General features: G+C 65.9%; 17 protein-coding genes. 1 reads left to right on the top strand and 16 read right to left on the bottom strand.

What is annotated here, in order from left to right; translation table 11 throughout:
- The first annotated feature begins 34 nt into the window (after positions 1-34).
- Positions 35-1,315 (top strand): multidrug effflux MFS transporter, encoded by a 1,281-nt coding sequence (locus tag K289_RS0142785; protein ID WP_027556904.1) that lies wholly within the window; start codon positions 35-37, stop codon positions 1,313-1,315.
- Positions 1,316-1,427: 112 nt separating this feature from the next.
- Here K289_RS0142785 and ligA read toward each other — a convergent pair whose 3' ends face one another.
- The 16 genes from ligA to K289_RS0142705 all read right to left on the bottom strand — a co-directional run bounded on the left by ligA (position 1,428) and on the right by K289_RS0142705 (position 24,108).
- Positions 1,428-3,581, bottom strand: coding sequence for an NAD-dependent DNA ligase LigA (ligA, locus tag K289_RS0142780; protein WP_027556903.1), 2,154 nt, complete (start codon positions 3,579-3,581; stop codon positions 1,428-1,430).
- Positions 3,582-3,742: 161 nt separating this feature from the next.
- On the bottom strand, positions 3,743-5,416 hold the full coding sequence (gene recN, locus K289_RS0142775; RefSeq protein WP_027556902.1) for a DNA repair protein RecN: 1,674 nt from the start codon (positions 5,414-5,416) through the stop codon (positions 3,743-3,745).
- Between the two features lie 15 nt (positions 5,417-5,431).
- A complete protein-coding gene (locus K289_RS0142770) occupies positions 5,432-6,334 on the bottom strand; it encodes an outer membrane protein assembly factor BamD (RefSeq protein WP_027556901.1) in 903 nt (300 codons plus the stop codon).
- A 255-nt stretch (positions 6,335-6,589) separates the two neighbouring features.
- Positions 6,590-7,552 (bottom strand): UDP-3-O-acyl-N-acetylglucosamine deacetylase, encoded by a 963-nt coding sequence (gene lpxC, locus K289_RS0142765; RefSeq protein ID WP_027556900.1) that lies wholly within the window; start codon positions 7,550-7,552, stop codon positions 6,590-6,592.
- Between the two features lie 363 nt (positions 7,553-7,915).
- Complete coding sequence (ftsZ, locus tag K289_RS0142760; protein WP_027556899.1) at positions 7,916-9,715, bottom strand: cell division protein FtsZ; 1,800 nt, start codon at positions 9,713-9,715, stop codon at positions 7,916-7,918.
- 87 nt (positions 9,716-9,802) lie between these two features.
- Positions 9,803-11,125 carry a cell division protein FtsA gene (gene ftsA / locus K289_RS0142755; RefSeq protein ID WP_027556898.1) on the bottom strand — a complete coding sequence of 441 codons (1,323 nt, stop codon included), beginning with the start codon at positions 11,123-11,125 and terminating at the stop codon, positions 9,803-9,805.
- Complete coding sequence (locus K289_RS0142750) at positions 11,122-12,147, bottom strand: cell division protein FtsQ/DivIB (protein ID WP_027556897.1); 1,026 nt, start codon at positions 12,145-12,147, stop codon at positions 11,122-11,124. The genes ftsA and K289_RS0142750 overlap by 4 nt, the downstream gene beginning before the upstream one ends.
- Positions 12,148-12,496: 349 nt before the next feature.
- Positions 12,497-13,483 carry a D-alanine--D-alanine ligase gene (locus K289_RS0142745; protein WP_027556896.1) on the bottom strand — a complete coding sequence of 329 codons (987 nt, stop codon included), beginning with the start codon at positions 13,481-13,483 and terminating at the stop codon, positions 12,497-12,499.
- Positions 13,484-13,618: 135 nt separating this feature from the next.
- Positions 13,619-14,536: a UDP-N-acetylmuramate dehydrogenase gene (gene murB, locus K289_RS0142740; protein WP_027556895.1), complete on the bottom strand. Its 918-nt coding sequence runs from the start codon at positions 14,534-14,536 to the stop codon at positions 13,619-13,621.
- Positions 14,537-14,541: 5 nt separating this feature from the next.
- Positions 14,542-15,945, bottom strand: coding sequence for a UDP-N-acetylmuramate--L-alanine ligase (gene murC, locus K289_RS0142735; RefSeq protein WP_027556894.1), 1,404 nt, complete (start codon positions 15,943-15,945; stop codon positions 14,542-14,544).
- Between the two features lie 124 nt (positions 15,946-16,069).
- Positions 16,070-17,170, bottom strand: a complete 1,101-nt coding sequence (gene murG / locus K289_RS0142730) for an undecaprenyldiphospho-muramoylpentapeptide beta-N-acetylglucosaminyltransferase (RefSeq protein ID WP_027556893.1) — start codon at positions 17,168-17,170, stop codon at positions 16,070-16,072.
- A 161-nt stretch (positions 17,171-17,331) separates the two neighbouring features.
- Positions 17,332-18,483 (bottom strand): putative lipid II flippase FtsW, encoded by a 1,152-nt coding sequence (ftsW, locus tag K289_RS0142725; RefSeq protein WP_027556892.1) that lies wholly within the window; start codon positions 18,481-18,483, stop codon positions 17,332-17,334.
- A 125-nt stretch (positions 18,484-18,608) separates the two neighbouring features.
- On the bottom strand, positions 18,609-20,009 hold the full coding sequence (murD, locus tag K289_RS0142720) for a UDP-N-acetylmuramoyl-L-alanine--D-glutamate ligase (protein ID WP_027556891.1): 1,401 nt from the start codon (positions 20,007-20,009) through the stop codon (positions 18,609-18,611).
- 10 nt (positions 20,010-20,019) lie between these two features.
- Positions 20,020-21,123: a phospho-N-acetylmuramoyl-pentapeptide-transferase gene (mraY, locus tag K289_RS0142715; RefSeq protein WP_027556890.1), complete on the bottom strand. Its 1,104-nt coding sequence runs from the start codon at positions 21,121-21,123 to the stop codon at positions 20,020-20,022.
- A 151-nt stretch (positions 21,124-21,274) separates the two neighbouring features.
- Positions 21,275-22,654: a UDP-N-acetylmuramoyl-tripeptide--D-alanyl-D-alanine ligase gene (gene murF / locus K289_RS0142710; protein ID WP_027556889.1), complete on the bottom strand. Its 1,380-nt coding sequence runs from the start codon at positions 22,652-22,654 to the stop codon at positions 21,275-21,277.
- Positions 22,651-24,108, bottom strand: a complete 1,458-nt coding sequence (locus tag K289_RS0142705) for a UDP-N-acetylmuramoyl-L-alanyl-D-glutamate--2,6-diaminopimelate ligase (RefSeq protein WP_027556888.1) — start codon at positions 24,106-24,108, stop codon at positions 22,651-22,653. Before K289_RS0142705 ends, murF begins: the two co-directional genes overlap by 4 nt.
- Between the last annotated feature and the right edge of the window lie 37 nt (positions 24,109-24,145).

Here is a 24,145-nt window from a genome sequence, read left to right as displayed (position 1 = left end):
CAGTCGATTCGAATTCGTGAAGAGACGGACACGCATGCACGGCATGATCAACAGGCCGCCCGGAGCGGCAGCGCACGGCAACATCGCGACATCGCGCGTGGTGCTGCTGTTGCTGGTCGTCATGACCGGGATTGCGCCGATCTCGCTCTACATGCTCGTTCCGGCGCTGCCGGTGCTGGCATCGACCTTCGGCCGCGACATCTCGATCGCGCAGATGACGGTGTCGCTCTACATGGTCGGCATCGCCTGCTCGCAGCTCGTCATGGGACCGCTGTCCGACAAGTTCGGGCGGCGTCCGGTGCTGCTCGCAGGCCTCGCACTGATGGTCGCGGCCAGCATCGCCTGCATCTTCGCAGACAACCTGCCGCAACTGATCGCCGCGCGCTTCTTCCAAGCGCTGGGCGGCGCCACCGGCATGGTGGTGAGCCGAGCCATCATCCGCGACATCTATGAGCGCGACCGCGTCGCCTCCATGATCAGCCTCGTGGTCGCGGCGCTCATGATCGGACAGATGCTCTCGCCGCTGACCGGCGGTCTGATCGAAACGGCGTTCGGCTGGCGCGCGATCTTCTATGCCATCACGATCGGCGCGATCGCGGTCGCTCTGGGCATCGCATTCGCGCTGCCGGAGACGCGCCGGAGCCGCGCAGCCGGCAGCGGCTTTCGCGGCGACGTGGGCATGTTGATCCGCAATCGCGCCTTCGTCGGCTATGTGCTGTGCCAGGTGCTGGCGTCCCAGATCATCTTCGCCTTCGCCGGCGGCGGCCCCTACATCGTGGTGACGCAGATGGGCCGCAGCAGCGCCGAATATGGCGCATGGTTCGCAACGACCGGCTTCGCCTATCTGGTCGGCAATCTCCTCTGCGTGCGCTTTGCGCCGCGCCACTCGCTGGAGAAGCTGATCTGGTTCGGGCTCGGTCTGCAGCTCTGCGGCAGCCTGTTGAACCTGCTGTGGAGCCTCACCGGGTGGAACGAAGCACCCGCCTGGCTGTTCGGCACGCAGATGATCGTGATGGCCGGCAATGCCTTCGTGATGGCGAATTCGGCCGCCGGCGCGATCAGCATCCGCCCCGAGGCCGCGGGCACCGCATCGGGCGCGATGGGCTTTCTGCAGCAGGGCATCGGCGCCTTGATGTCGCAATTCGGTGCCTATCTCGGCGGCCATTCCACCACGACGCTGCCGCTGACCTCGGCGATAACAGCGATCTCGCTGCTCTGCGCCGCCACGATGATCTTCATCGTGCCGCGACGGGAGGTGGTCGTGAGCGAGGAGCTGATCGAGCAGGCGGAGGAGGAAGAGAGCGGGATGATGTGAGGGAGCGCAGGACGCCTCCTTTCGTCATTGCGAGCGAAGCGAAGCAATCCAGACTGTCACCGCGGAAAGATTCTGGATTGCTTCGCTTCGCTCGCAATGACGAAAGAATACCTTACTCCCCGATCAGCTTCAGCCACTCGTCCTCGGTCAGCACCTTGACGCCGTGCTTGTTGGCTTCCGCGAGCTTGGAGCCGGCGCCGGGGCCGGCGACCACGAGGTCGGTCTTCTTCGATACCGAGCCGGACACCTTTGCGCCCAGCCGCTCCGCCGTCGCTTTCGCCTCATCGCGCGTCATCTTCTCCAGCGAGCCCGTGAACACGACGGTCTTCCCGGCGACCGGCGAGTTGCTCTTCGGCTTCTCGGCGTCGACGATGTCGACCTCGCCGGTCAGCCGCTCGACGATGCCGCGATTGTGGCTCTCGCCGAAATAGTCGGCGATGCTCTTGATCACGGTGTCGCCGATCTGGTCGAGCGCATCCATGTCGGCCATGGTCTCCTCATCGCCTTTGGCGACCTTGAGGCAGGCATCGTGGAAGGCGTCCCATGAGCCATAGCCGCGCGCCAGCGCCAGCGCCGTGGTCTCGCCGACATGGCGCATGCCGAGCGCGTAGATGAAACGCTCCAGCGCGATCTTGCGCCGGCTCTCGATGGCGCCGAACAGGTTGCGCACCGAGGTCGCACCGTAGCCCTCGATCTCCTCAAGCTTGAGCTTCGCGTTGCGCTTCTCCAGCGTGAAGATGTCGGCGGGCTCCTTCACCCAGCCTTCGTCGAAGAAATATTGGAGCTGCTTTTCCCCCAAGCCGTCGATGTCGAACGCCCGCCGCGACACGAACAGTTTCAGGTGCTCGATCTTCTGATAGGGACAGGCGAACTCGCCGGTGCAGCGGGCGCGCGACCCCTCCTCGCCGGCGGCCGTCTCCTCGCGCACGACATCGGTGTGCAGCGGGCACGGGCACCTCTTCGGGAAGTGGAATTCCTTCGCGTTTCTCGGCCGCTTGTCGATGACGACATCGACCACCTGCGGGATGACGTCGCCGGCGCGCTGGATCACGACGGTGTCGCCGATCCGGATATCGCGCCCCTCGCGCAAGACCTCGCCCTTGTTGCCGATGCCCTTGATATAGTCCTCGTTGTGCAGCGTGACGTTCTGCACGATCACGCCGCCGACGCCGACCGGCTCGAGCTTGCCGACGGGCGTGAAGGAGCCGGTGCGACCGACCTGGATCTCGATGTCGCGCAGCACCGTCATGGCGCGTTCGGCCGGGAATTTGTGTGCGATGCCCCAGCGCGGCGTGCGCGAGACGAAGCCGAGCCGCTCCTGCCAGTCGATGCGATCGACCTTGTAAACCACGCCGTCGATGTCGTAGTCGAGCTCGGCGCGCTGCTCCTCGATCGAATGATGAAAGGCGAGCAGCTCCTCGACCGAGTGACACAGCTTGGTTAGCGGATTGGTCTTGAAGCCGCAGCGCTCGAACCAATGGATCATGCCGCTCTGCGTGCCCTCGGGCATCGCGCTCATCTCGCCCCAGGCGTAAGCGAAGAAGCCGAGCGGACGCGAGGCGGTGATGGTGGGGTCCTTCTGCCGCAGCGAGCCCGCAGCCGAGTTGCGCGGGTTGGCGAAGATGGTGCTGCCTTCAGCCTTCTGCCGCTCGTTCAGCGCTAGGAACGCCTTCTTGGTCATGTAGACCTCGCCGCGCACCTCGCAGATGTCGGGGACATTGCGGCCCTTCAGCTTCTGCGGCACATCCTCGAGCGTGCGGACATTGGCGGTGACGTCCTCGCCTTCGGCGCCGTCGCCGCGCGTCGCCGCGGTGACGAGCTCGCCGCCCTCATAGCGCAGCGACATCGAGAGCCCGTCGATCTTCGGCTCGGCGGAGAAATCGATCCTGTCGTCGGCAAGCTTGAGAAACCGTGCAATGCGGCCGACGAAATCGCGGACGTCCTCTTCGGCAAAGGCATTGTCGAGCGACAGCATGGGAACGGCATGCCGGACCTTCTTGAAGCGCCCTGACGGCGCGGCTCCGACCTTCTGCGACGGCGACTCCGCGCTGACGAACTCGGGAAAGCGCTTCTCGATCGCATTGAAGCGCTGACGCAGCCCGTCGTACTCGGCGTCGGTAACCGTCGGCGCGTCCTCTTGATAGTAGCGCCTGTCGTGCTCCTCGAGTTCGAGGGCGAGCCGCATGTGCTCGACCTTGGCCTGCGCCTTGGTGAGATCGGCGATATCGCGAAGCGGCCTTGCCTTGGATTTTGCTGCTCTTGCCATGGTGCTTGGATACGACGGAGCGGGTGGGACGGTAAAGGCGGGTTAGGGTCTCATGCCCCGGACGCAGCGCAGCGCTTCTTCAGCGATGCGCTGCAGAGCCGAGGCCCATGCGGCAGCGCTCTGGGTCCCGGCTCGCGCTACGCGCGTCCGGGACACGAGAATTAAGCCGTTGCCGCCCGCAGCAGCCGTTCGGCCGCTGCCCTTGCCTCGGCCGTGATCTCGGCGCCGGCCAGCATCCGCGCGATCTCCTCGCGGCGGTGGTCGGCGGCGAGAGCGTTGACGCGGGTGGCGACGCGCTTGCCCTTGTCGAGCGCGTCCTTGGAAATCAGCAGGTGCTGGTCGGCACGCGCGGCGACCTGCGGGGCGTGGGTCACGGCCATCACCTGGACCTTGCCGGCAAGACGGGCGAGCCGCGCGCCGATGGCGTCCGCGACCGCACCGCCCACGCCGGTGTCGATTTCGTCGAACACCAGGGTCGGCGCCGAGCCGCGATCGGACAGCACGACCTTGAGCGCGAGCAGGAAGCGCGACAGCTCGCCACCGGAAGCGACCTTCATCAGCGGTCCTGGCTTGGTGCCGGGATTGGTCTGCACCCAGAACTCGACGCGGTCGAAGCCTTGTGGGCCCGGTGCGGTCTCGTCGGTCTCGACCTGCGTCATGAACTTCGCGCGTTCGAGCTTGAGCGGTGCGAGCTCGGCATTGACGGCCTTGTTGAGCTTCTCCGCCGATTTCTGCCGCGCCAGCGACAATTTCTTGGCGGCGGCCGCATAGCGCGAATCGGCCTCGATCGCGGCCTGCTCGAGCTTCTTGAGCTGCGTGGCGCCGGCATCGATCAGCACGACGTCGGCGGCGTATTTGGCGGCAAGCGCGGCCAGCCCATCGACCGGCGTGGAATATTTGCGGGAGGCGGCGCGCAGCGCGAACAGACGCTCCTCGATGCGTTCGAGCTCGGCCGGATCGAAATCGGTCGCGGCCAAAGCGGCCTGGAGGTGCTGATCCGCCTCCTCCAGCGCGTTGATCGCGGCATCGATCGCCTTGACCGCAGGCTCGACCAGCGCCGGCGAATTGACCCCGCGGCGCTCCAGCCGGCGTACCGCGGCGGACAGGGCCGCGACCGGCGAGTGATTGCCGCCGACCGCTTCCTGCGCCTCACGCAGGTCGGAGGCGATCTTCTCACCCTGCATCATGGTGGTACGGCGCGAGGCGAGCGAAGTCTCCTCGCCGTCCTTGGGCGCGAGCCGCTTCAATTCGTCGGAGGCGTGGCGCAAATAGTCGGCCTCCCGGGCGGCGCGCTCCATGCCGGCCCGATGCTCCTCCAGAGCGGTATTGGCGGTGCGGCGCGCCTCCCAGAGCGATTCGACTACCGCGACGTCCTTTTCGAGGCCGGCAAAGGCATCGAGCAGGCGGCGATGGGTGGCGGCATCGACCAGCGCGCGCTCGTCATGCTGGCCGTGGATTTCGACCAGCGCGGCGCCGACCGCCTTGAGGGTCTGCACGCTGATCGACTGGTCGTTGATGAAGGCGCGGGTGCGGCCGTCGGCGAGCTGCACCCGGCGGAGAATCATCTCGCCGGTGTCGTCCAGCCCGTTCTCGGCCAGGATCTTCGTGGCGGGATGGGTCTTCGGCACGTCGAAGACCGCGGTGACCTGCCCCTGCTCCACCCCGTGGCGCACGAGGCCGGCGTCGCCGCGGCCGCCGAGCGCCAGCGCAAAGGCATCGAGCAGGATGGATTTGCCCGCACCGGTCTCGCCGGTCAAAACCGCAAGGCCGGGAGCGAATTCGATATCGAGCCGTTCGATCAGGACGATGTCACGGATCGACAGACGCGCCAGCATGGAACCCCAAATTTCCTAGCCGAGGCCCATTTTCTTGAAGGTCCTGCTGATCCAGGACCCCTGATTCTCGCTCGGCTCGAGACCGCCGGATTTTACAAGATTATAGGCGTCCTTGTACCAGCGGCTGTCAGGAAAATTGTGCCCGAGCACGGCGGCCGCAGTCTGGGCCTCGCCGACGATGCCGATGGCCATATAGGCCTCGGTGAGCCGGAACAGCGCCTCTTCGACATGGCGCGTGGTCTGATACTGCGTCACGACGGCCTTGAAGCGATTGATCGCGGCGGTGTAGTCGCGCTTCTGCATGTAGTAGCGGCCGACATTCATTTCCTTGCCGGCGAGCTGGTCGCGCGCCCCCTCGATCTTGGCCTTGGCGCTGACCGCATATTCCGAGCTCGGATATTTGCGCACCACCTCTTCCAGCGAGGCGACCGCCTTCTCGGTGCGGCCCTGGTCGCGGCTGATATCCGGGATCTGGTCGTAATGGGAGGCGGCGATCAGATATTGCGCGTAGGCGGCATCCGGGCTGCCGGGATGCAGCGTGACGTAGCGGGTGGCGGCGCCGATGCAGCCGTCATAGTCGCCGCCCTGGTAGGCGGCGTAGGCCGACATCAGCAGCGATTTGCGCGCCCAGTCGGAATAGGGATGCTGGCGGTCGACCTCTTCGAACTTCTTGTTCGCCGCCTTCATGTCCTTCTTCTCGTTCATGAGGTACAGGCCCTCATTGTAGAGCTTGTCGGCGGGCTCCTCGACGAAGGTGTCGTCTTTGGCGGTGAACTTGTCCCAGAGTGCGCCGGTACCGCAGCCGGCCAGCGGCAGCGCGAGAACGAACAAGGTCGCGGCCTGCGCCAGCGGGCGAATCTTGATCGACGCCTTGGGCGAAACCGGAAAATATTCGCGCGTCATTCGCTGTGCCGACATGAATTGAGACTCGTCGCCCTGTGATGCGATGCCCGCCATCCCATGAACCGGTCATACCCCGTCATGGACGCGAGATTGTCCGTGGCGCCCTGCCAATGCGACCACGCCGATGTATCCATAAAAACGATCGTTAAACGACCGGATAGGTGCGCAATTCGCCCGGATTAAGGCGGCCACGCGTCATGGTAGCCGATCATGGTTACCAGGTGTTTCGCAGGGGCCGCAGGCCACCAGATGCCCGCGACGACAGGTCCTTCAGGACACGTCCGGCCCGTAGGCCGCGGCAATCCGGCCACCGACGATACCGCTGCCGACCTCGACCACCGGACGGGTGGTGCGGCGGGCCGCCTCGCCCTCGACCACACGCCAGGCGGTACGGTCGCCCAGCAACGCGGTGAGAACGGCGTGGTTGAGCTTGTGGCCGCCGCGAACCGAGCGATAGGCCCCGAGCAGCGGCAGGCCAGCCAGCGCCAGATCGCCGATGACGTCCAGAACCTTGTGGCGCACGCATTCGTCGGCGTAGCGCAGGCCTTCGGGATTGAGCAGCCGCTCGTCGTCGAACACCACGGTATTTTCGAAGGAGGCGCCGAGCGCGTAGCCCGCGCTCCAGAGGCGTGCCTGATCGGACATCATGCCGAAGGTCCGGGCACGGCCGATTTCGCGGCGGAAACGCTCCGGATTGAGCTCGAGCGCGTAGCTCTGCTTGCCGATCACCGGATGGGCGAAATCGATGTCGATTTCGGCGCGAAACCCGCCCGCGAAGGGCCGCAGCTCGCCGAAGGAGTCGCCGATCGCAACCGAGACCGGCTTCAGGACCTGGATAAAGCGGCGCTGCGCCGGCTGGGTGACGATCCCGGCCTGATCGATCGCCGCAATGAAGGCCGCAGCGCTGCCGTCCATGATCGGCACTTCAGGGCCGTCGATCTCGATGATGGCGTTGTCCACCCCCATGCCCCGCAGTGCAGCAAGGACGTGCTCGGCGGTGGCGACCAGCGGACCGTCGCGGTCACCGAGGACAGTCGCGAACTCGGTCGCGATCACCTGCTCGGCGGTCGCCTGAACTTCGCGGTCATTTCCCTCAAGGCCGGTGCGGACAAAAATATAACCTGCATCGACAGGTGCAGGCCCGAGCGTGAGAGTAACGGGAGAACCGGAGTGTACGCCGACGCCGGCCACGGTGGCTTGCGCACGAAGCGTTGTTTGCCGGCTAAATTTCATCGGGAACCCGCCCCACTATGACCCACTGCGACTTATACAAGACCCAACTGACCGACCGCAGTCGACCGCCCGAATCTCCGTATCCCCAAGTCGTGCTGAACCATAGTCACTGCCCTAAACAGCGCCAACTCACGCTTTTTTACCGATTGTTACCCCAACTCTGCCGTATTCGCGCCAAGGCTTAACCAAATTGCGCCGCGGTTGAGGGCGGTTTTCGGCAGTTTTACTGAACCACCGAAAGCATAATTAATGATTTAAAATCAGTTGCTTGAACGCGCAATCCGGGCTCTTACGTTGAAAATGGAAAGGTCCCGGCAAGCTTCCCGCCGGGACCTTTTTTCGTCTGCCTAATTGTAACAATCCTCAGGTCGCCTGCCGTCGTAGGAAGGCCGGGATATCAAGATGGTCGTCTCCCTGTGGCGCCGGCGCAACAGGCGCGGGGCGGCCATGGGCGTCCAGCCCTTGCGGCGCCGGCCGGCGAGCATACTCCGATACTGGCGGTTCACTGGCCGCGATTTGCTGGGCGACGCTGCGCTGCGGCTTGCGGTCGGGCAGCGGCGGCATTGCCGGACCCGCGGTACGGGCCGCGATCGGCGGCTCGCTTTCCTCTTCGCGGCGGCCAAGACCGACATTGGCGAGACGCTGGAGCAGCGAGAGGCGCGTCTTTTGCGGGTGCTCCTCCTCGACCTCACCGCGGGCCTGACGAATCTCGGCCTGAGCCGGCATCGGCAGTTCGTCGAGACGCGGCATCCGCGGCGCACGCATCGGCGGGCGCTCGGCCTGCGGCGGAATGAAGGTATCGGGCGTCATCGGCTCCTGCATGGCGACCGGGGCCTGCTCAGGTTCCGGGAACAGGGTGGGCTTCTGCGCGATCGGGCGCACGGTGACGTCACCATAGGAGGCGGGCTGCACCGGTGCCGCCGGGACGTTCGGAGCAACCGCGGCGGCGATGGCGGCGAGCGCGGCGCGCTCGACGTTGGGACGCGGTGCCGTCGGAGCGGCCGCAACCGGCGCGGGCGCCGTTGCCGGGATCTGAGCTTCCAGCTTCTGGGCGCGCTCGGCCAGACGCTGATTGTCGGCGCGCAGACGCGCGGTCAGGTCAGCAAGGCGGCTCTCGGCAACCGCGGCCGGAGCCTGCGCCTGGGGCGCCGCGTTCGCAACCGGGGCGCTGGTCGCCTGGGTGTTGCGGGCGATCGCGGCTTGCTCGATGCCGGTGGCAACGACCGAGACGCGGATCAGGCCGTCGAGCGCTTCGTCGAAGGTAGCGCCGACGATGATGTTGGCGTCCTGGTCGACCTCCTCGCGGATGCGGGTCGCGGCTTCGTCGACTTCGAACAGGGTCAGGTCCTTGCCGCCGGTGATGGAGATCAGGAGGCCCTTGGCACCCTTCATCGAGCTATCGTCGATCAGCGGGTTGGCGATCGCGGCTTCAGCGGCGGTCAGCGCGCGCTTGTCGCCGGAGGCTTCGCCGGTGCCCATCATCGCCTTGCCCATCTCGCGCATGACGGCGCGGACGTCGGCGAAGTCGAGGTTGATCAGGCCTTCCTTGACCATCAGGTCAGTGATGCAGGCAACGCCCGAGTAGAGCACCTGGTCGGCCATCGCGAAGGCGTCGGCGAAGGTGGTCTTCTCGTTGGCGACCCGGAACAGGTTCTGGTTCGGGATGATCAGCAGCGTGTCGACGACCTTGTGAAGCTCGTTGATGCCGGCTTCAGCAGTGCGCATGCGGCGGCCGCCCTCGAAGTGGAAGGGCTTGGTGACGACGCCGACGGTGAGGATGCCCATCTCGCGCGCGGTCTTGGCGATCACGGGAGCTGCGCCGGTGCCGGTGCCGCCGCCCATGCCGGCGGTGACGAACACCATGTTGGCGCCGGAGAGATGGTCACGCAGCTCGTCGAGCACTTCTTCCGCAGCGGCCGCGCCGACGTTGGGCTGCGAACCGGCGCCCAACCCTTGCGTCACCGCGGTGCCCATCTGCACGATGCGCTGCGCCTTCGACATCGTCAGCGCCTGCGCGTCGGTGTTGGCGACCACGAAGTCGACGCCCTGCAGGCCCGCCGTGATCATGTTGTTGACGGCGTTGCCGCCCGCACCGCCGACGCCGAACACGGTGATCCGCGGCTTCAATTCGTGAATATCAGGAACATTGATATTGATGGTCATGTTTGCCTCTCGATCACGTGCGCGTGGGTTCGCCCCGGCCGGCGGCCGCGGGAGTTGGTGAAAATCGAAGATTGCGGAACCGGTTCATCAGAAGCCCTCGCGTAGCCATCGTCCGACCTTTCCGAAATAACCACCGGTCCCTGTCTTGACCTGCTGCCGCGTATGCCGCGGTTCGACATGTTCGAGGTGAACATATTGCGGGTAGACCAGAAGCCCGGCGGGCACCGCGAATGCGGCGTTCTTCGCCTCGTTGGGCAGCCGGCCGAAGCCGAGCGGACGTCCGACCCGCACGGGCCGGCCGAGAATCTGCGTTCCGAGTTCGACGAGGCCGGTGAGCTGCGAGGCGCCACCCGAGAGTACGACACGGCCGTTGGGTTCGGCCGCGAAGGGGGAATCCTTCAGCCGGTCCCGGACCATTTCGAAGATTTCCTCGGCACGGTGCTTGACGATGTTGGCGATAGTGGCGCGGGAAACGATCTGCGGCAGATCCTGCTCGTCACCGGCTGTCGGCACAGACATCAGCTCACGCGAGTCCGATCCGCCGGTGAGGACGGTGCCATATAAGGTCTTGATTCGCTCGGCATCGGCAATGGTCGCCGAGAGTCCGCGTGCGAGATCCATCGTGATGTGTTGCCCGCCGACCGCGAAACCCGCGGCATGCACGAAGCGGCCGCCGGAATAGATCGCGATCGTCGTGGTGCCCGCGCCCATCTCGATGACGGCAGCGCCGAGATCGGCTTCGTCGTCGGTCAGCACCGACAGGCCGGCCACATAAGGGCTCGCTGCCATGGCTTCGACGTTGATGTGGCAGCGCTCCACCGCCAGCATCAGGTTCCGCGCCACCGTGGCGTCGCAGGTGACGACGTTCATGTCGACGCCGAACTGATGCGCGACCATGCCGCGAGGATCGCGGATGCCCTTGACGCCATCGAGCGTGTAGCCGACCGGAAGCGCGTGCAGCACGGTGCGGCCCTCGCCTGTCGCATGGCGCATGCCGGCGGAGGTAACGCGATTGACGTCGGCCGGCGTGACCGCGCCGCCGCGAATATCGGCTGCGGCCTCGACGAGCTGGCCCGCGGGCCTGCCGCCGGAGACCGATAGCAGCACCGACTCGACCTGCACCTTGGCCATCTTCTCGGCGAGCGCGACGGCCTGGCGCACCCCCTGCTCGCATTCGCCGAGATCGATCACCGCGCCGGCTTTCATGCCGCGCGACTGGATCTGGCTGTAGCCGATCAATTCCACCGCATGGGTGCGGCCGCGCAGCGCTTCGCTCGGCGCCGACGGCTTCAGCCGGGCGATCATGCAGGCCATCTTGCTGGTGCCGATGTCGAGGCAGGCGACGAGGCCGCCGCGCTTGTGCGGCATCGGGCGTGTCTTCGGCGTCTGGGTGCGATCGAGACCGGTCATGCGGAATCCCCGGCCTTCTTCTTGGACTTCTTGTCCTTGAACTGCTCCTCGCGCGCCTTCGCGGCGTCGTCAGAGAGTTGCACCACCAACCGATCCGGCAGGCGCATGTCGACGGCGACGATGTCGCGGGAGAACAGCTTTTCGTCCTTGTCGAGCTTGGAGAGCGCGGCGAGCGCGTTGCCGACGTCCTGCTCGGGCAGGCGGATGTCGAGCCCGTCCTTGAGCCTCAGGTTCCAGCGCCGCTCGCCGACGAAGATCGCAGCCTTGGTCACCGAATTCACTTGCGGATAGCGCGCCAGCAGCGCGAGGAAATCGCGGGCTTGCGTGTCGGCGCCCTTGCCGACCACCAGCGGCAGCGACAGGAAGCGGCGCGAGACATAGGGCTCGAGCACGGCGCCGTCATCGGCGATCACGGAGAGCCGACCGCCCTCCTGCCACAGCGCGAACGCCTTGCGCTCGGTGATCTCGATCATGAGCTGGCCCGGATAGAGCTTCAGCACGGTCGCATCCGCGATCCAGGGATTGGCCTTGAGCTTGTCGCGGACGCCGTCGGCGTCGAGGAACAGCAGCGAGGAGCGGCCGCTGACGCCGCCGATCGCGAGGATCTCGTCCTGTGTGAGCTGCTTGCGGCCGTTGATCACGACGGAGGTGATGCGGAAGCCGGCGGAATTGGCCATCGCATTGCGCGCGTCGCTGACGGCCGTGATGAAATCCTGGAGGTGGCCACCCTTGACGATGCCGAAGCCGCAGCTTCCGATCAGGAGCAGCACGGTCATGCTGATCCCGACCCGGCGCGGCAGATAGCGTTCGACCAGCGCAACCACGCGCGGCGGCGTCTCGCGCTCGACGACGGCTCTGGCCTTGGCCTTGAGCTTGTCGTTGGCGACAGCGCGCTTCTCGTCGCGCTTCTCCTGCACCCACTCGCGCAGAAGCACGACCGCTCCAATAGCGGCCGCCTTCAGGTCAGCTTGGGGCCTCAGCGATCTGAAAAGTGACCGGGTGAGGCTGCCTGCACCATCCATTGCACGAGCTCGTCAACAGTTAGCCCGCGACATCGCGCGGGTCCTGGCGAACATGACGTCTCGGTCTTGCCGGGCCGGGTGCTGGTCTTCAGCAGACGAAGCCTCTCCCCTTCAAGGTGTTCGCTGGAGGCGGGAACCCCCGCAACCGCTCACACGCCGGCAGCCAAAGCGCCATATGCGCCGCCAGCGTTAACCTTCGGACTTCCTGGTAAACAAAAGGTAAAATTCGTTAACGCGGAAAGCTTTTTGCCCCGTCTTGTGAGGCATTTATGCCGCGATGTCTGGCATTTTACCGGTTTTGGGTTCCAAACCGGGCGATTTCGGCCGTCCGGCCGTTAACCAATCCTAATTATTTCCGCGCACCCCGCTCGGCGAGCTCGATCAGGCCGCGCAGGAAGTCGACGAAGTCGATGCCCTCCGCCTTCAGCGCCTTGGGGTAGAGCGAGGATTTGGTCAGCCCGGGGAGCGTGTTGGTCTCCAGATAAACCAGGCCCTTCTCCGCGACGATGAAGTCCGACCGCGAATAGCCGGTGCAGGACATCGCGCGATGCGCCAGCATCGCCTGCTGCTTCAGCGCGGCGGTGACCTCCGCCGTGAATCGGCCAGGGCAGATCTCCTGGGTCGACTTCAGCAGATATTTCGCGGCGTAGTCGAAATTGCCCTCGCCCGGAATGATCTCGATCGGCGGCAGCGAGATGATCGAGCCGTCCGGCCGCTCCAGCACGCCGCAAGTCGCCTCGATGCCGGCGACGTAGGGCTCGATGACATATTCCTCGAGCTTCGCCGCGTTGCGGACGGCGACGAGGTCCTGCTTGGCGTTGACGAAGATCAGGCCATAACTCGAGCCGTCGCGCGCGGGCTTTGCGATCAGCCGGCCGTATTCGGCAAAGGCTTCGTCGATGTTGTCGAGCGCGATCCCTGCCGGCGGCGTCACGCCACCGAGCGCGGCAAAGTGCTTGGCCGCGATCTTGTCGAAGGCGAGATGCGAGGAAGCCGAGCCCGATCCTGTAAAGGGCACGCCGCGCGCTTCGCACATCACCTGCAATTCGCCGTTCTCGGCGCGCCCACCGTGCAGGGCGAGCACCAGCACGCGCTCCTCTGCCTTGGCCTGATCGAGCGCTTGCTCCAGCGGCACGCCGCGGGTGCCGGGCTTGAACTCGTCCTCGAAGGGACGGACGTGCTCTTCGAGCTGCTTCGCCTGCACGGCGTGCACCCGGTCCTGGATGTCCCAGAACCAGAGATCAGCCTCGGGCAGCGCCTGATGCAGCGCCTGAGCTGATGCAACCGAGACCAGACGCTCTCTGTTGGAGCCGCCGAAGAGGATGGTGATGCGCATGTTCATCGTCCGCGATCTCTCCAATTCGTCATTCCGGGGCGCGACGAAGTCGTGAGCCCGGAATCCATTTCCCCACCGTCTCCGAGGCCTGATGGATTCCGGGCTCTCGCTTCGCGAGCCCCGGAATGACGGTGATCATGAAATCCCAATCCGCTTGATTTCCCAATGTAGCTCAATTCCGGAATTCGCTTTCACGCGTTCGCGCACGGTCTCGCCGAGCGTCTCGATGTCGTGACCGGTGGCATCGCCGGTGTTGATCAGGAAATTGCAGTGCATCTCCGACACCTGCGCACCGCCGACGCGCAGACCGCGGCAGCCGGCGGCGTCGATCAGCTTCCAGGCGGAATGGCCGGGCGGATTCTTGAAGGTCGAGCCGCCGGTCTTCTCGCGGATCGGCTGCGCCGTTTCGCGATGGCTCTGCACCTCCGCCATGCGCGCGCGGATCGCTTCCGCATCCCTGATCTCGCCGCGAAACCGCGCGGAGGTGAAGATGATGGAGGGATCGACGCCGCTGTTGCGGTAGACGAATTTCATCTCGGCGTTCGAGAAGACGTGCTTCTTGCCGTCGCGACCGATGCCGGTCGCCTCGACCAGCACATCCTTGGTCTCGCCGCCATTGGCGCCCGCGTTCATGCGCAGCGCGCCGCCGATCGTGCCGGGAATGCCGAAGTAGAATTCGAGCCCGCCGATATTGGCGCTCGCCGCCACCTCCGCCACGCGCTTGTCGAGCGCGGCAGCGCCAGCGGTGACGACGTCGCCGCTCGCATTCGCCTCGCCAAAGGCGCGCGGCGCGAGCCGGATCACGACGCCGGGGATGCCGCCATCGCGCACGATGAGATTCGAGCCGACGCCGACGACGTAGACGGCAATGTCGCTTGCAAGATGCGCGAGGAAATAAGCGAGGTCGTCTTCGTCCGCCGGCGTGAACAGCACCTGCGCGGGACCACCGACCCGAAACCAGGTCAGCTCGGCGAGCGACTGGTTGGCCAGCAGCCGGCCGCGCAGATCGGGCATCGCGGCTTTGAGCTCTGGTGTGATATCGGGAAATCCCACCGCCGTCACCCCAGCGCCTTCAATTGGTCCGGCAGCGCGTACGCCCATTGCGTGATGTTGCCGGCGCCCAGGCACACGACGAGATCGCCCGATGTCGCGAGTCCCTTGACGATGCCCGCGAGCTCCGATGCCGCCGGCAGCGGGATCACCTCGCGGTGGCCGTGCGCGCGCAGGCCTGCGACGAAGTGATCGCGGTCGATGCCCTCGATCGGCGCCTCACCAGCGGCATAGACGTCGGCGACGATCACCGCGTCCGCATCGTTGAAGCAGGTGCAGAATTCCTCGAACAGCGATTGCAGGCGGGTGTAGCGATGCGGCTGCACAACCGCGATGATTTTGCCGTTAGTGGATTCCCGCGCCGCCTTCAGCACCGCCGCGATCTCGACCGGGTGATGGCCGTAATCGTCGATCACGGTGACGCCGTTCCACTCACCTGTCTTGGTGAAGCGGCGCTTGACGCCGCCGAAGCCGGCGATCGCCTTGCGGATCGCATCGTCCGTGACACCAAGCTCCCGCGCCACCGCGATCGCGGCCGTCGCGTTCGACGCGTTGTGACGCCCCGGCATCGGCAGCACGAGATCGGCGATCTCATGCGTCGCGCCGGTCTTGCGATTGCGGAACGCGACCTTGAACTTGGAGCCGCCGCCCATCGGCGTGAGATCGACCAGTCGCGCATCGGCCTGCGGATTCTCGCCATAGGTGATGATGCGGCGATCCTCGATCTTGCCGACCAGGCTCTGCACGACCGAATGATCGATGCACATCACGGCAAAGCCGTAGAACGGCAGGTTCTCGACGAAATGTCGAAACGCGTCCTGCACGGCCTCGAAAGTCTTGAAGTGATCGAGATGCTCGGGATCGACATTGGTGACGATCGCGACATCGGTCGGCAACTTCAGGAACGTGCCGTCGCTCTCATCGGCTTCCACCACCATCCAGTCGCCGGCGCCGAGACGCGCGTTGGAGCCGTAGGCGTTGATGATGCCGCCGTTGATGACGGTGGGATCGAGCCCGCCGGCGTCGAGCAGCGTTGCAACCATCGTTGTGGTCGTGGTCTTGCCATGCGTGCCGGCAATGGCGACGCAGCTCTTCAACCGCATCAGCTCGGCCAGCATCTCGGCGCGGCGCACCACGGGAATGCGCCGTTCGCGCGCCGCCATCAATTCCGGATTGTCGCGCTTGATCGCGGAGGACACCACGACGACCTCGGCGCCGTCGACATTCTCCGCCTTGTGACCGACCGAGACCTTTGCGCCCTTGTTGCGCAGGCGTTCGAGATTGTAATTGTCCGAGGCGTCCGAGCCCTGCACGGCATAGCCGAGATTGACCAGCACCTCGGCAATGCCGCTCATACCGATCCCGCCGATCCCGACGAAGTGGATGGGTCCGATCTCGCGCGGCAGTCTCATGCTCTGTTCCCTGACCTCACCGCCTCGTACAGGCGGCATCTGGCGACGGTCACGGCCAAATCAGCCGCAGGCCGCTCGTACTGGATGCCCCGCTTTAGAAGGCGAAGACAAGGGCTTTTTCGCGTCAGATTCCCGCGACTTTGACCACCAGATCGGCCAGACGCTCGGCCGCGTCGAGCCGGCCGGCGCCGCGGGCGGCCTCGGCCATGGCGGCGAGGCGCGCCGGTTCGGCGGCGAAGGCGGAAATCTCGGAAGCCAGCCGGTCCGAGGTAAATTCGGTCTGCGGAATGCGCACGGCGCCATCGACGTTGGCCAGCACGCCGGCATTGGCGAACTGGTCCTGGTCGATTGACCCTGGCAGCGGCACCAGAATCGAGGGCCGGCCGATCGCGGCGAGCTCGGCGACCGTGCCCGCGCCGGAGCGCGACACCACCAGATGGTTGGAGGCAAGCCGCGCCGGCAGGTCGGTGAAGAACGGCGCGAGCTCGGCATTGATCTTGAGCTTGTCGTAGACCGCGCGCACGCGCGTCATGTCCTCTTCGCGCACCTGCTGGGTGAGGATCAGCCGGCTCCACAGCGCCGGCTCGAGCCGCTCGATCGCGCCCGGCACGATATCGGCCATGATACGCGCGCCCTGGCTGCCGCCGACGACGAGCAGGCGCAGCGGGCCATTCGGCTCCGGCGCGGTGTATTTCACGGCTGCTGCCGCTAGGATCGCGGGCCGCATCGGCGTGCCGACCGTCGTGGTCTTGCCGGCCAGCGCCGGATCGCGATCGAGCACGCCGGGCAAAGAGGTCGCAATCGCGCGGACATGACGCGACAGGAAACGGTTGGCGCGGCCGAGCACGGCGTTGGCGTCGTGGATGATGCCGGGCACGCCGGCGAATTTTGCCGCGACCAGCGGCGGCAGCGTGGGATAGCCGCCGAAGCCGACGACAGCGACGGGCTTCAATCGCCTGATCAGGCCGAACGCGGAGAGCGTGCCGACGGCAAGCGTGAGGCCGGCATAGGCAAGCTGAAACGGGTTGCGGCCGCGCGCGGTCTCGCTGCTGACGACGTCGATCATGTCCTTGCTGAACAGCCCGCTGTAGCGCAGCGCGCGCTCATCCGTGACGAGGCGGACGCGAAAGCCGCGCCGGATCAATTCGACACCGAGCGCCTCGGCCGGGAACAGATGGCCGCCGGTACCGCCCGCGGCGAGAAGAATCAGGGAGGACGTGTCCATGGCGGAGAGTTTTACAGGGAGTTTTCCGTCATTGCGAGCGAAGTGGATCGACGGTCATCCTCATCCTGAGAGGAGCGCGGAACGCGCGTCAAGGATGAAGGCCCGGCCGGTGGCCTCGCCCTTCGAGACGCAGCGCGGAGCGCGGCTCCTCAGGGTGAGGATCACGCGTAGCTGCGCATTGCGTCAGCGTGGCCGGTCGCCTCGACCTCGGTGCGCGGCCGCAGCCGCGTCAGGGCCAGCATCATGCCGACGCCATAGGCGAGCGATACGATCGAGGAGCCGCCATAGGAGATGAACGGCAGCGTCATGCCCTTGGCGGGGATGAGCTGAAGGTTCACCGACATGTTGATCGCGGCCTGCACGCCGAACAGGATCGCAAGTCCCGACGCGGCGAAGCGCGAGAACATGTCCTCATTGGCATAGGCGCGCGACAGCGTGCGGATGACGACGAAGGCGAACAGCGCCAGCATGGCGAGGCACAGGATGATGCCGAACTCTTCCGCTGCGACCGCGAACACGAAGTCGGTGTGGCTGTCCGGCAGGCTGCGCTTGGCGATGCCCTCGCCCGGCCCGAGCCCGAACCAGCCGCCGTTGTAGAAGGCTTCCATCGCGGTATCGACCTGGAAGGTATCGCCCGAGGCTGGATTCATGAAGCGCTTGATGCGCCCCGCAACGTGCGGAACAAAAAGGTAGGCGCTGAACAGGCCTGCTGAGGCCGCGCCCGCAAGCCCGAACACCCAGATCATGCGCATCCCCGCGATGAAGAACAGCGCGCCCCACACCATCAGGATCAGCATGGTCTGGCCGAAGTCGGGCTCCATGACGAGCAGCGAGACCAGCATCAACAGCAGCACCAGCGCCATCGAGGTCGCCGGCATCTCCGGCCGCTTGGTCGATTCCGCGAACAGCCAGGCGGCGATGACGACGAAGGAAGGTTTGGCGATTTCGGACGCCTGGATGTTGACGCCGAGCAGCGTGATCCAGCGCCGCGAGCCCTTCACCTCCGGGCCGATCGCGAGCGTGACGACAATCAGGATGATGCTGACCGCGAAGATGATCAGCGCGCTGCGCCGGATCGAGCGCGGCGACAGGAAGGAGACGCCGACCAGCACCATGAAGGATGGTGCCAGGAACATCACGTGGCGGCTGAAGAAATGGAAGGGATCGAGCCCGATCCGGGTCGCGACCGGCGGGCTCGCCGCCAGCGACAGGATCACCCCGGTCAGCATCAGCGCCAGGATGGCGCCGAGCAGCGGCTTGTCGACGGTCCACCACCACTCGGAAAAGGGGGTGCGTTCTTCACGGGAGAGCATGGGCGGCCGGCTTTCGGACAGAGATCGTCCATTGGTCGCCGAGGTTGGTTACCGGGGGGTTAATGAATCGCGGCAGTTTTGAATTGTAGGATGGGTTTCGCTTCGCTCTACCCAGCCTATGAGTCTCACACCACCGGCTTCACGCCCGGCAGCGCCTGCACCAGCTCGCGGAACTTCGTGCCTCGGATCTCGAAGTTCCGGTACTGGTCGAAGGACGCGCAGGCCGGCGACAGCAGCACGACGGCGTCGGTGATGCCGGAGGCTTCCGCCTCGCGCGCAGCGTGCTCGACGGCGAGGTCGAGAGTCTGGCTGATCTCGTGCGGGACTTCGCTGCCGAGCGTGCCGGAAAACTCCTGCGCCGCCTCGCCGATCAGATAGGCTTTCCGGATGCGCGGGAAGAAGGAGGTCAGGCTGGTGATGCCGCCCGCCTTCGCCTTGCCGCCGGCGATCCAGAAGATGTCGGTGAAGGACGACAGCGCATGCGCGGTGGCATCGGCGTTGGTGCCCTTGGAGTCGTTGACGAACAGCACGTTGCCGCGGCGGCCGACCTGCTCCATGCGGTGCGCCAGCCCTGGAAAGCTGCGCAGGCCGTTCTGCAGGACATCAAGGCTGATGCCCATCGCGAGCGCGGCGGCCGCGGCGCAGGCCGCATTCTGCGCGTTGTGCAGACCGCGAAGCGAGCCGATGCCCCCTAACATGGCGACTTCGCTGCGGGCGCCGCCGGAGGCGCGCACGATGGTGCCGTGCTCCACGTAGATGCCGCTCGCCAGCGGATTCTTGACCGAGATGCGCTCAACCTTCCTGCCGGCGCGGTCGAGCCGGTCGGCGATATCGCGGCACCAGCCATCATCGACGCCGACAATCGAGGTGCCGCCGGCCTGCACGCCGGCGACGAGACGCTCCTTCACCGCGGCGTAATGCTCGATCGTGCCGTGGCGGTCGATGTGGTCCTCGCTGACATTGAGCAGAATGCCGACGGAGGGATCGAGCGAGGGCGTGAGGTCGATCTGATAGGACGACATCTCGATAACATGGACGCGGCCCCTGCGCGGCGGCTCCAGCGACAGGATCGCGGTGCCGATATTGCCGCCCATCTGGGTGTCGTAGCCGGCAACCTTGGTCAGATGCGCGATCAGCGCCGTCGTGGTCGACTTGCCGTTGGTACCCGTGATGGCGACGAACGGCGCATCCGGCGCATGCCGCCGCCGCTCGCGGCAGAACAGCTCGATGTCGCCGACCACCTCTACGCCGGCCTCGCGCGCCTTCAAGACGCTCCAGTGCGGCACCGGATGAGTGAGCGGCACGCCCGGCGCGAGCACGAGGGCCGCGAAATTCGCCCAGGACATGGTGCGCAAGTCCGCGGTGATGAACCCTTCCTGCGCGGCCTTGGCGAGATTGTCGGCACCGTCGTCGCCGGCGATCACCTCGGCGCCCCCGGCCTTCAGTGCGTGGCAGGAGGCGAGTCCCGAGCCGCCGAGGCCAAATACCGCGACCGTCTTGCCGGCGAAGGATGTGACGGGGATCATGATGTCGCCGTCACCGCAGCTTCAGCGTCGACAGACCGGCGAGCGCCAGCATCACCGAGATGATCCAGAAGCGGATCACGATCTGCGGCTCGGTCCAGCCCAGCTGCTCGAAATGGTGATGGATCGGCGCCATGCGGAAGATGCGCTTGCCGGTGAGCTTGAACGACACGACCTGCACGATGACGGAGACCGCCTCGAGCACGAACAGGCCGCCGATCACCGCAAGCACGATCTCGTGCTTCACCGCGACCGCGATCGCACCCAACATGCCGCCAAGGGCCAGCGAGCCGGTATCGCCCATGAAGATCGAGGCCGGCGGCGCGTTGAACCAGAGGAAGCCGAGGCCGGCACCCAGCAGCGCGCCGCAAAGCACCGTGAGCTCGCCGGTGCCGGCGACATATTTGATCTGGAGATAGTCGGCGAACACCGCGTTGCCGGCCAGATAGGCGATCATGGCGAAGCTCGCGGTCGCGATCATCACGGGCACGATGGCAAGGCCGTCGAGACCGTCGGTGAGGTTCACGGCATTGCCGGCGCCGACGATGACGAAGGCACCGAACACGACGAAGAACCAACCGAAATGCAGCACCGTGTCCTTCAAGAAGGGAATCGTCAGCGCGGTCGACGCGGGATCGCGGTTCAGCCGCACCAGCGCATAGCAGGCGACCAGCGCGATGATCGCCTCGATCAGCAGGCGCAGCTTGCCGCCGAACCCGCTCGTCGTCTGCTTGGTCACCTTGAGGTAGTCGTCATAGAAGCCGACGAAACCGAAGCCGAGCGTCACCGCCAGCACGATCCAGACGTAAGGATTGAGCGGATTGGCCCACAGCACCGTACCGACCGTGAGCCCGGACAGGATCATCAGCCCGCCCATGGTGGGCGTGCCTTTCTTGGCAAGATGCGATTGCGGGCCGTCGGTGCGGATCGGCTGCCCCTTGCCTTGGCGAATGCGCAGATGATCGATGATCCAGGGCCCGAACAGGAACACGAACAGCGCGCCGGTGACGATCGCGCCGCCGGTACGAAACGTGATGTAGCGGAAAACGTTGAGGACGGTGCGCACCGCACCAAAGCCCGGAAAAGTATTGGAGAGCTCGATCAGCCAGTAAAACATTCAGACGGTCCTATGGCGCCAGTGCACGCCGCCTTGCTGGACGTGCTTCACGCGCATTCGCGGGTCTTCATCATGGGTCGGGCGACCTCTAAGAAACCGAACGGCTTCGCGCCGCGTATGGTGGGAACGGGAACGGAGCCTTCCAAGCAGTTTACGCCTTTGCCTGCAAGGCGGCCACTAGCCCTGGGACAAACTTGTTGACCCAGAACATCTTCTTGCTGCCCTTGACAACCACGACATCGCCTGCCTTCAGGAGCGCCGCAACGTCGGTCGGCCTCAGCGTGGCGGGGTCATCGTGCCAGCCGAGGCCTTTGCCCGCCGGTAGCTCGTCGTAGAGGTGGCGCATCAGCGGACCGACGCAGTAGACGCCGTCGATGCCTTTCAGATATTGGGCAAGACCGGTGTGATAGGTCGGCGCGTCGCCGCCCAGTTCCAGCATGTCGCCGAGCACCGCAATGCGGCGGCCACCGCTCATGTTACGCGCCTCGAGGCTTTGCAGCGCCGCGGCCACGCTGGCCGGATTGCCGTTGAAACTGTCGTCGATCACGGTGATGCCGCCGACGGCCTGCTCGACACCGCGGCCGGTCATGATGCCGACGCGGTCGAGCTTTATCGCAAGCGTCGCGACGTCGAGATGCGCGGCATGGATCGAGGCGAGCGCGGCCAGCGCATTGTAGACGCGGTGTGGCGCGCCGGGGGTGAGGCTGAATGCGATCTGCTTCTTGCCGATCTCGGTCACGACCTGCCAGCTCTCGCCATGCGGCGCATGGGTGAGTTCGCGCACTTCGGTGCCCTCGCCGAATCGCACGACCTTCCCCTTCCATTCGGGCGCGGCGATCCCGGCCGGCAGCACCAGCACGCCATTCTCCGGCAGCCCCAATGCGATCGACACCTTCTCGCGCCGGATCGCCTCTAACGAGCCGAGCTTCTCCAGATGCACGGGCTGGACATTGACGACGAGCGCGACCGTCGGCTGCGTCAATTCGCTGAGCCGCGCGATCTCGCCGACCTGGTTCATGCCCATCTCGACGACCCAGAGGCTTGCATCGGGCCGCGCGTTGCACAGCGTCAGCGGCACGCCCCAGAAATTGTTGAAGCTCGACGGGCTCGCATAGGCGTTCGGATAGGCCGCGAGGAATTCCTTGGTGCTGGTCTTGCCGGCGCTGCCGGTGAGCCCGATCACGGGCCCCGCAAAGCGCGCCCGTGCGGCGCGCGCCAGCCCCCACAGGCCGTCGATCAGCGTGTCCTTCACGATGATCTGCGGAATGCCGATGCCCGCGATCTCGTGCGGCACGATCATCGCGACGGCGCCGGTCGCTTCCGCCTTGTCGGCAAACTCCCAGCCGTCGCGTGCGCTGGCGAAGGCCGAGATGAAGCCGCCGCTCGGCGTGCCGCTCAGCGCAACGAACAGGCTGCCCGGCTTCACCAGGCGGCTGTCCTGGGTGACGAAATCGATTGGCGTATCGGGGAAAGATCCTGCAACGCCCAGCGCACGCGCCACGTCTGCAACCGTCCACAGTGGCGCGCTCATGCAACCCTCGACGCTAATGCGGCGGCAACCGCCTCGTGATCACTGAACGGCAGCACCTCGCCGCCGACGATCTGTCCGGTCTCGTGCCCCTTGCCGGCGATCAGCAGCGCATCGCCGGCCTCGAGTTCATCGATCGCGGCGCGGATCGCAGCGGCGCGATCGCCGATTTCCCTGGCGCCCTTTGCGGTGGCGAGGATAGCGGCGCGAATGGCTTCCGGCTTCTCGCTGCGCGGATTGTCGTCGGTAATGATGATGCCGTCGGCGTTCTCCGCCGCGATCTCCCCCATGATAGGACGTTTGCCGACGTCGCGATCACCGCCGGCGCCGAACACGACGATCAACCTGCGCTTGGCGTAGGGACGCAGCGCTTGAAGCGCTTTCGCCAGGGCGTCCGGCTTATGCGCGTAATCGACGAAGATCGGCGCACCGTTGCGCTCGCCGACGCGCTCGAGCCGGCCCTTGGCGCCTTCGAGATGTTCGAGGCTCGCGAACACATTCACCGCATCGCTGCCGGTGCCGATCGCAAGGCCGGCCGACACCAGCGCATTCTCGATCTGGAATGCGCCGACCAGCGGGAGGCGGACCGAATAGGGCTTGCCGCGATGCTCGATCGCAAGCTTCTGCGAAAAGCCCTCGACCTCGACATCGACGAGGCGAATGCCCTCGCCTGCACCATCGCCATTGCGGCCGACCGCCATCACGCGCAAGCCGCGCGTCTTCGCCGCGCCGATCGCCTCCGCCGAACAATCGTGGTCGGCCGAGATCACGGCCGCGCCGCCCGGCGGGATCAACTCGCGGAACAAACGCAGCTTGGCCGCGAGGTAATGCGCGACGGTCGGATGGTAATCCATGTGGTCGCGAGAGAGATTGGTGAAGCCGCCGGCCGAGACACGGACGCCGTCGAGACGATACTGGTCGAGCCCGTGCGAGGACGCCTCGAAGGCGAGATGCGTGACGCCCTCGCGCGCGATCTCGTCGAGCTGCCGGTGCAGCGCGATCGGATCGGGCGTCGTCAGCGAGCCGTAGACGGTGCGCTTGGGCGAGACGAGGCCGATGGTGCCGATGCTGGCGGAGGCATGCCCCAGCCGTTCCCAGATCTGCCGCGTGAACGCCGCGACCGAGGTCTTGCCGCTGGTGCCTGTCACCGCCGCGATGGTGGCGGGCTGCGCCGGGAAGAATTTCGCCGCAGCCAGCGCCAGCGCGCGGCGCGGATTGGCGGCTGCAATGAACGGCACCTTGCAGGCGACAGGCGCATGATCGCCGACCACCGCCGCCGCGCCGGACGCAATCGCGGCGTCGATAAAGCGCGCGCCGTCCGTCTTGCTGCCGGCCAGCGCGAAGAAGAGGTCACCATGCCTGACCATGCGGCTGTCGAGCGCGAGCCCTTTCACATCGAGCGCCGCGAGGGCGGGCTCGATTGCGGCATCATTGCCTAGGAGATCACGCAGCTTCATGGTGTTCCAGTCGACAGGCCCTGCCGGAACGCCAGAT

Source organism: Bradyrhizobium sp. Cp5.3, assembly GCF_000426265.1.
In the GTDB taxonomy this organism is placed as follows: domain Bacteria; phylum Pseudomonadota; class Alphaproteobacteria; order Rhizobiales; family Xanthobacteraceae; genus Bradyrhizobium; species Bradyrhizobium neotropicale.
The sequence above is the reverse complement of the archived record's forward strand: the minus strand, read 5'-3'. Positions and strand labels throughout refer to the sequence as shown.

Excerpts from the sequence above, each read along its gene's own strand:
- lpxC (WP_027556900.1), bottom strand. The coding sequence starts at position 7,552 with ATGAAATTTAGCCGGCAAACAACGCTTCGTGCGCAAGCCACCGTGGCC.
- K289_RS0142785 (WP_027556904.1), top strand. The coding sequence starts at position 35 with ATGCACGGCATGATCAACAGGCCGCCCGGAGCGGCAGCGCACGGCAAC.
- murG (WP_027556893.1), bottom strand. The coding sequence starts at position 17,170 with ATGGACACGTCCTCCCTGATTCTTCTCGCCGCGGGCGGTACCGGCGGC.
- murC (WP_027556894.1), bottom strand. The coding sequence starts at position 15,945 with ATGAGACTGCCGCGCGAGATCGGACCCATCCACTTCGTCGGGATCGGC.
- K289_RS0142705 (WP_027556888.1), bottom strand. The coding sequence starts at position 24,108 with ATGAAGCTGCGTGATCTCCTAGGCAATGATGCCGCAATCGAGCCCGCC.
- ftsZ (WP_027556899.1), bottom strand. The coding sequence starts at position 9,715 with ATGACCATCAATATCAATGTTCCTGATATTCACGAATTGAAGCCGCGG.
- ligA (WP_027556903.1), bottom strand. The coding sequence starts at position 3,581 with ATGGCAAGAGCAGCAAAATCCAAGGCAAGGCCGCTTCGCGATATCGCC.
- murD (WP_027556891.1), bottom strand. The coding sequence starts at position 20,009 with ATGATCCCCGTCACATCCTTCGCCGGCAAGACGGTCGCGGTATTTGGC.
- K289_RS0142745 (WP_027556896.1), bottom strand. The coding sequence starts at position 13,483 with ATGCGCATCACCATCCTCTTCGGCGGCTCCAACAGAGAGCGTCTGGTC.
- murF (WP_027556889.1), bottom strand. The coding sequence starts at position 22,654 with ATGAGCGCGCCACTGTGGACGGTTGCAGACGTGGCGCGTGCGCTGGGC.
- recN (WP_027556902.1), bottom strand. The coding sequence starts at position 5,416 with ATGCTGGCGCGTCTGTCGATCCGTGACATCGTCCTGATCGAACGGCTC.
- K289_RS0142770 (WP_027556901.1), bottom strand. The coding sequence starts at position 6,334 with ATGTCGGCACAGCGAATGACGCGCGAATATTTTCCGGTTTCGCCCAAG.
- ftsW (WP_027556892.1), bottom strand. The coding sequence starts at position 18,483 with ATGCTCTCCCGTGAAGAACGCACCCCCTTTTCCGAGTGGTGGTGGACC.
- ftsA (WP_027556898.1), bottom strand. The coding sequence starts at position 11,125 with ATGACCGGTCTCGATCGCACCCAGACGCCGAAGACACGCCCGATGCCG.
- K289_RS0142750 (WP_027556897.1), bottom strand. The coding sequence starts at position 12,147 with ATGGATGGTGCAGGCAGCCTCACCCGGTCACTTTTCAGATCGCTGAGG.
- mraY (WP_027556890.1), bottom strand. The coding sequence starts at position 21,123 with ATGTTTTACTGGCTGATCGAGCTCTCCAATACTTTTCCGGGCTTTGGT.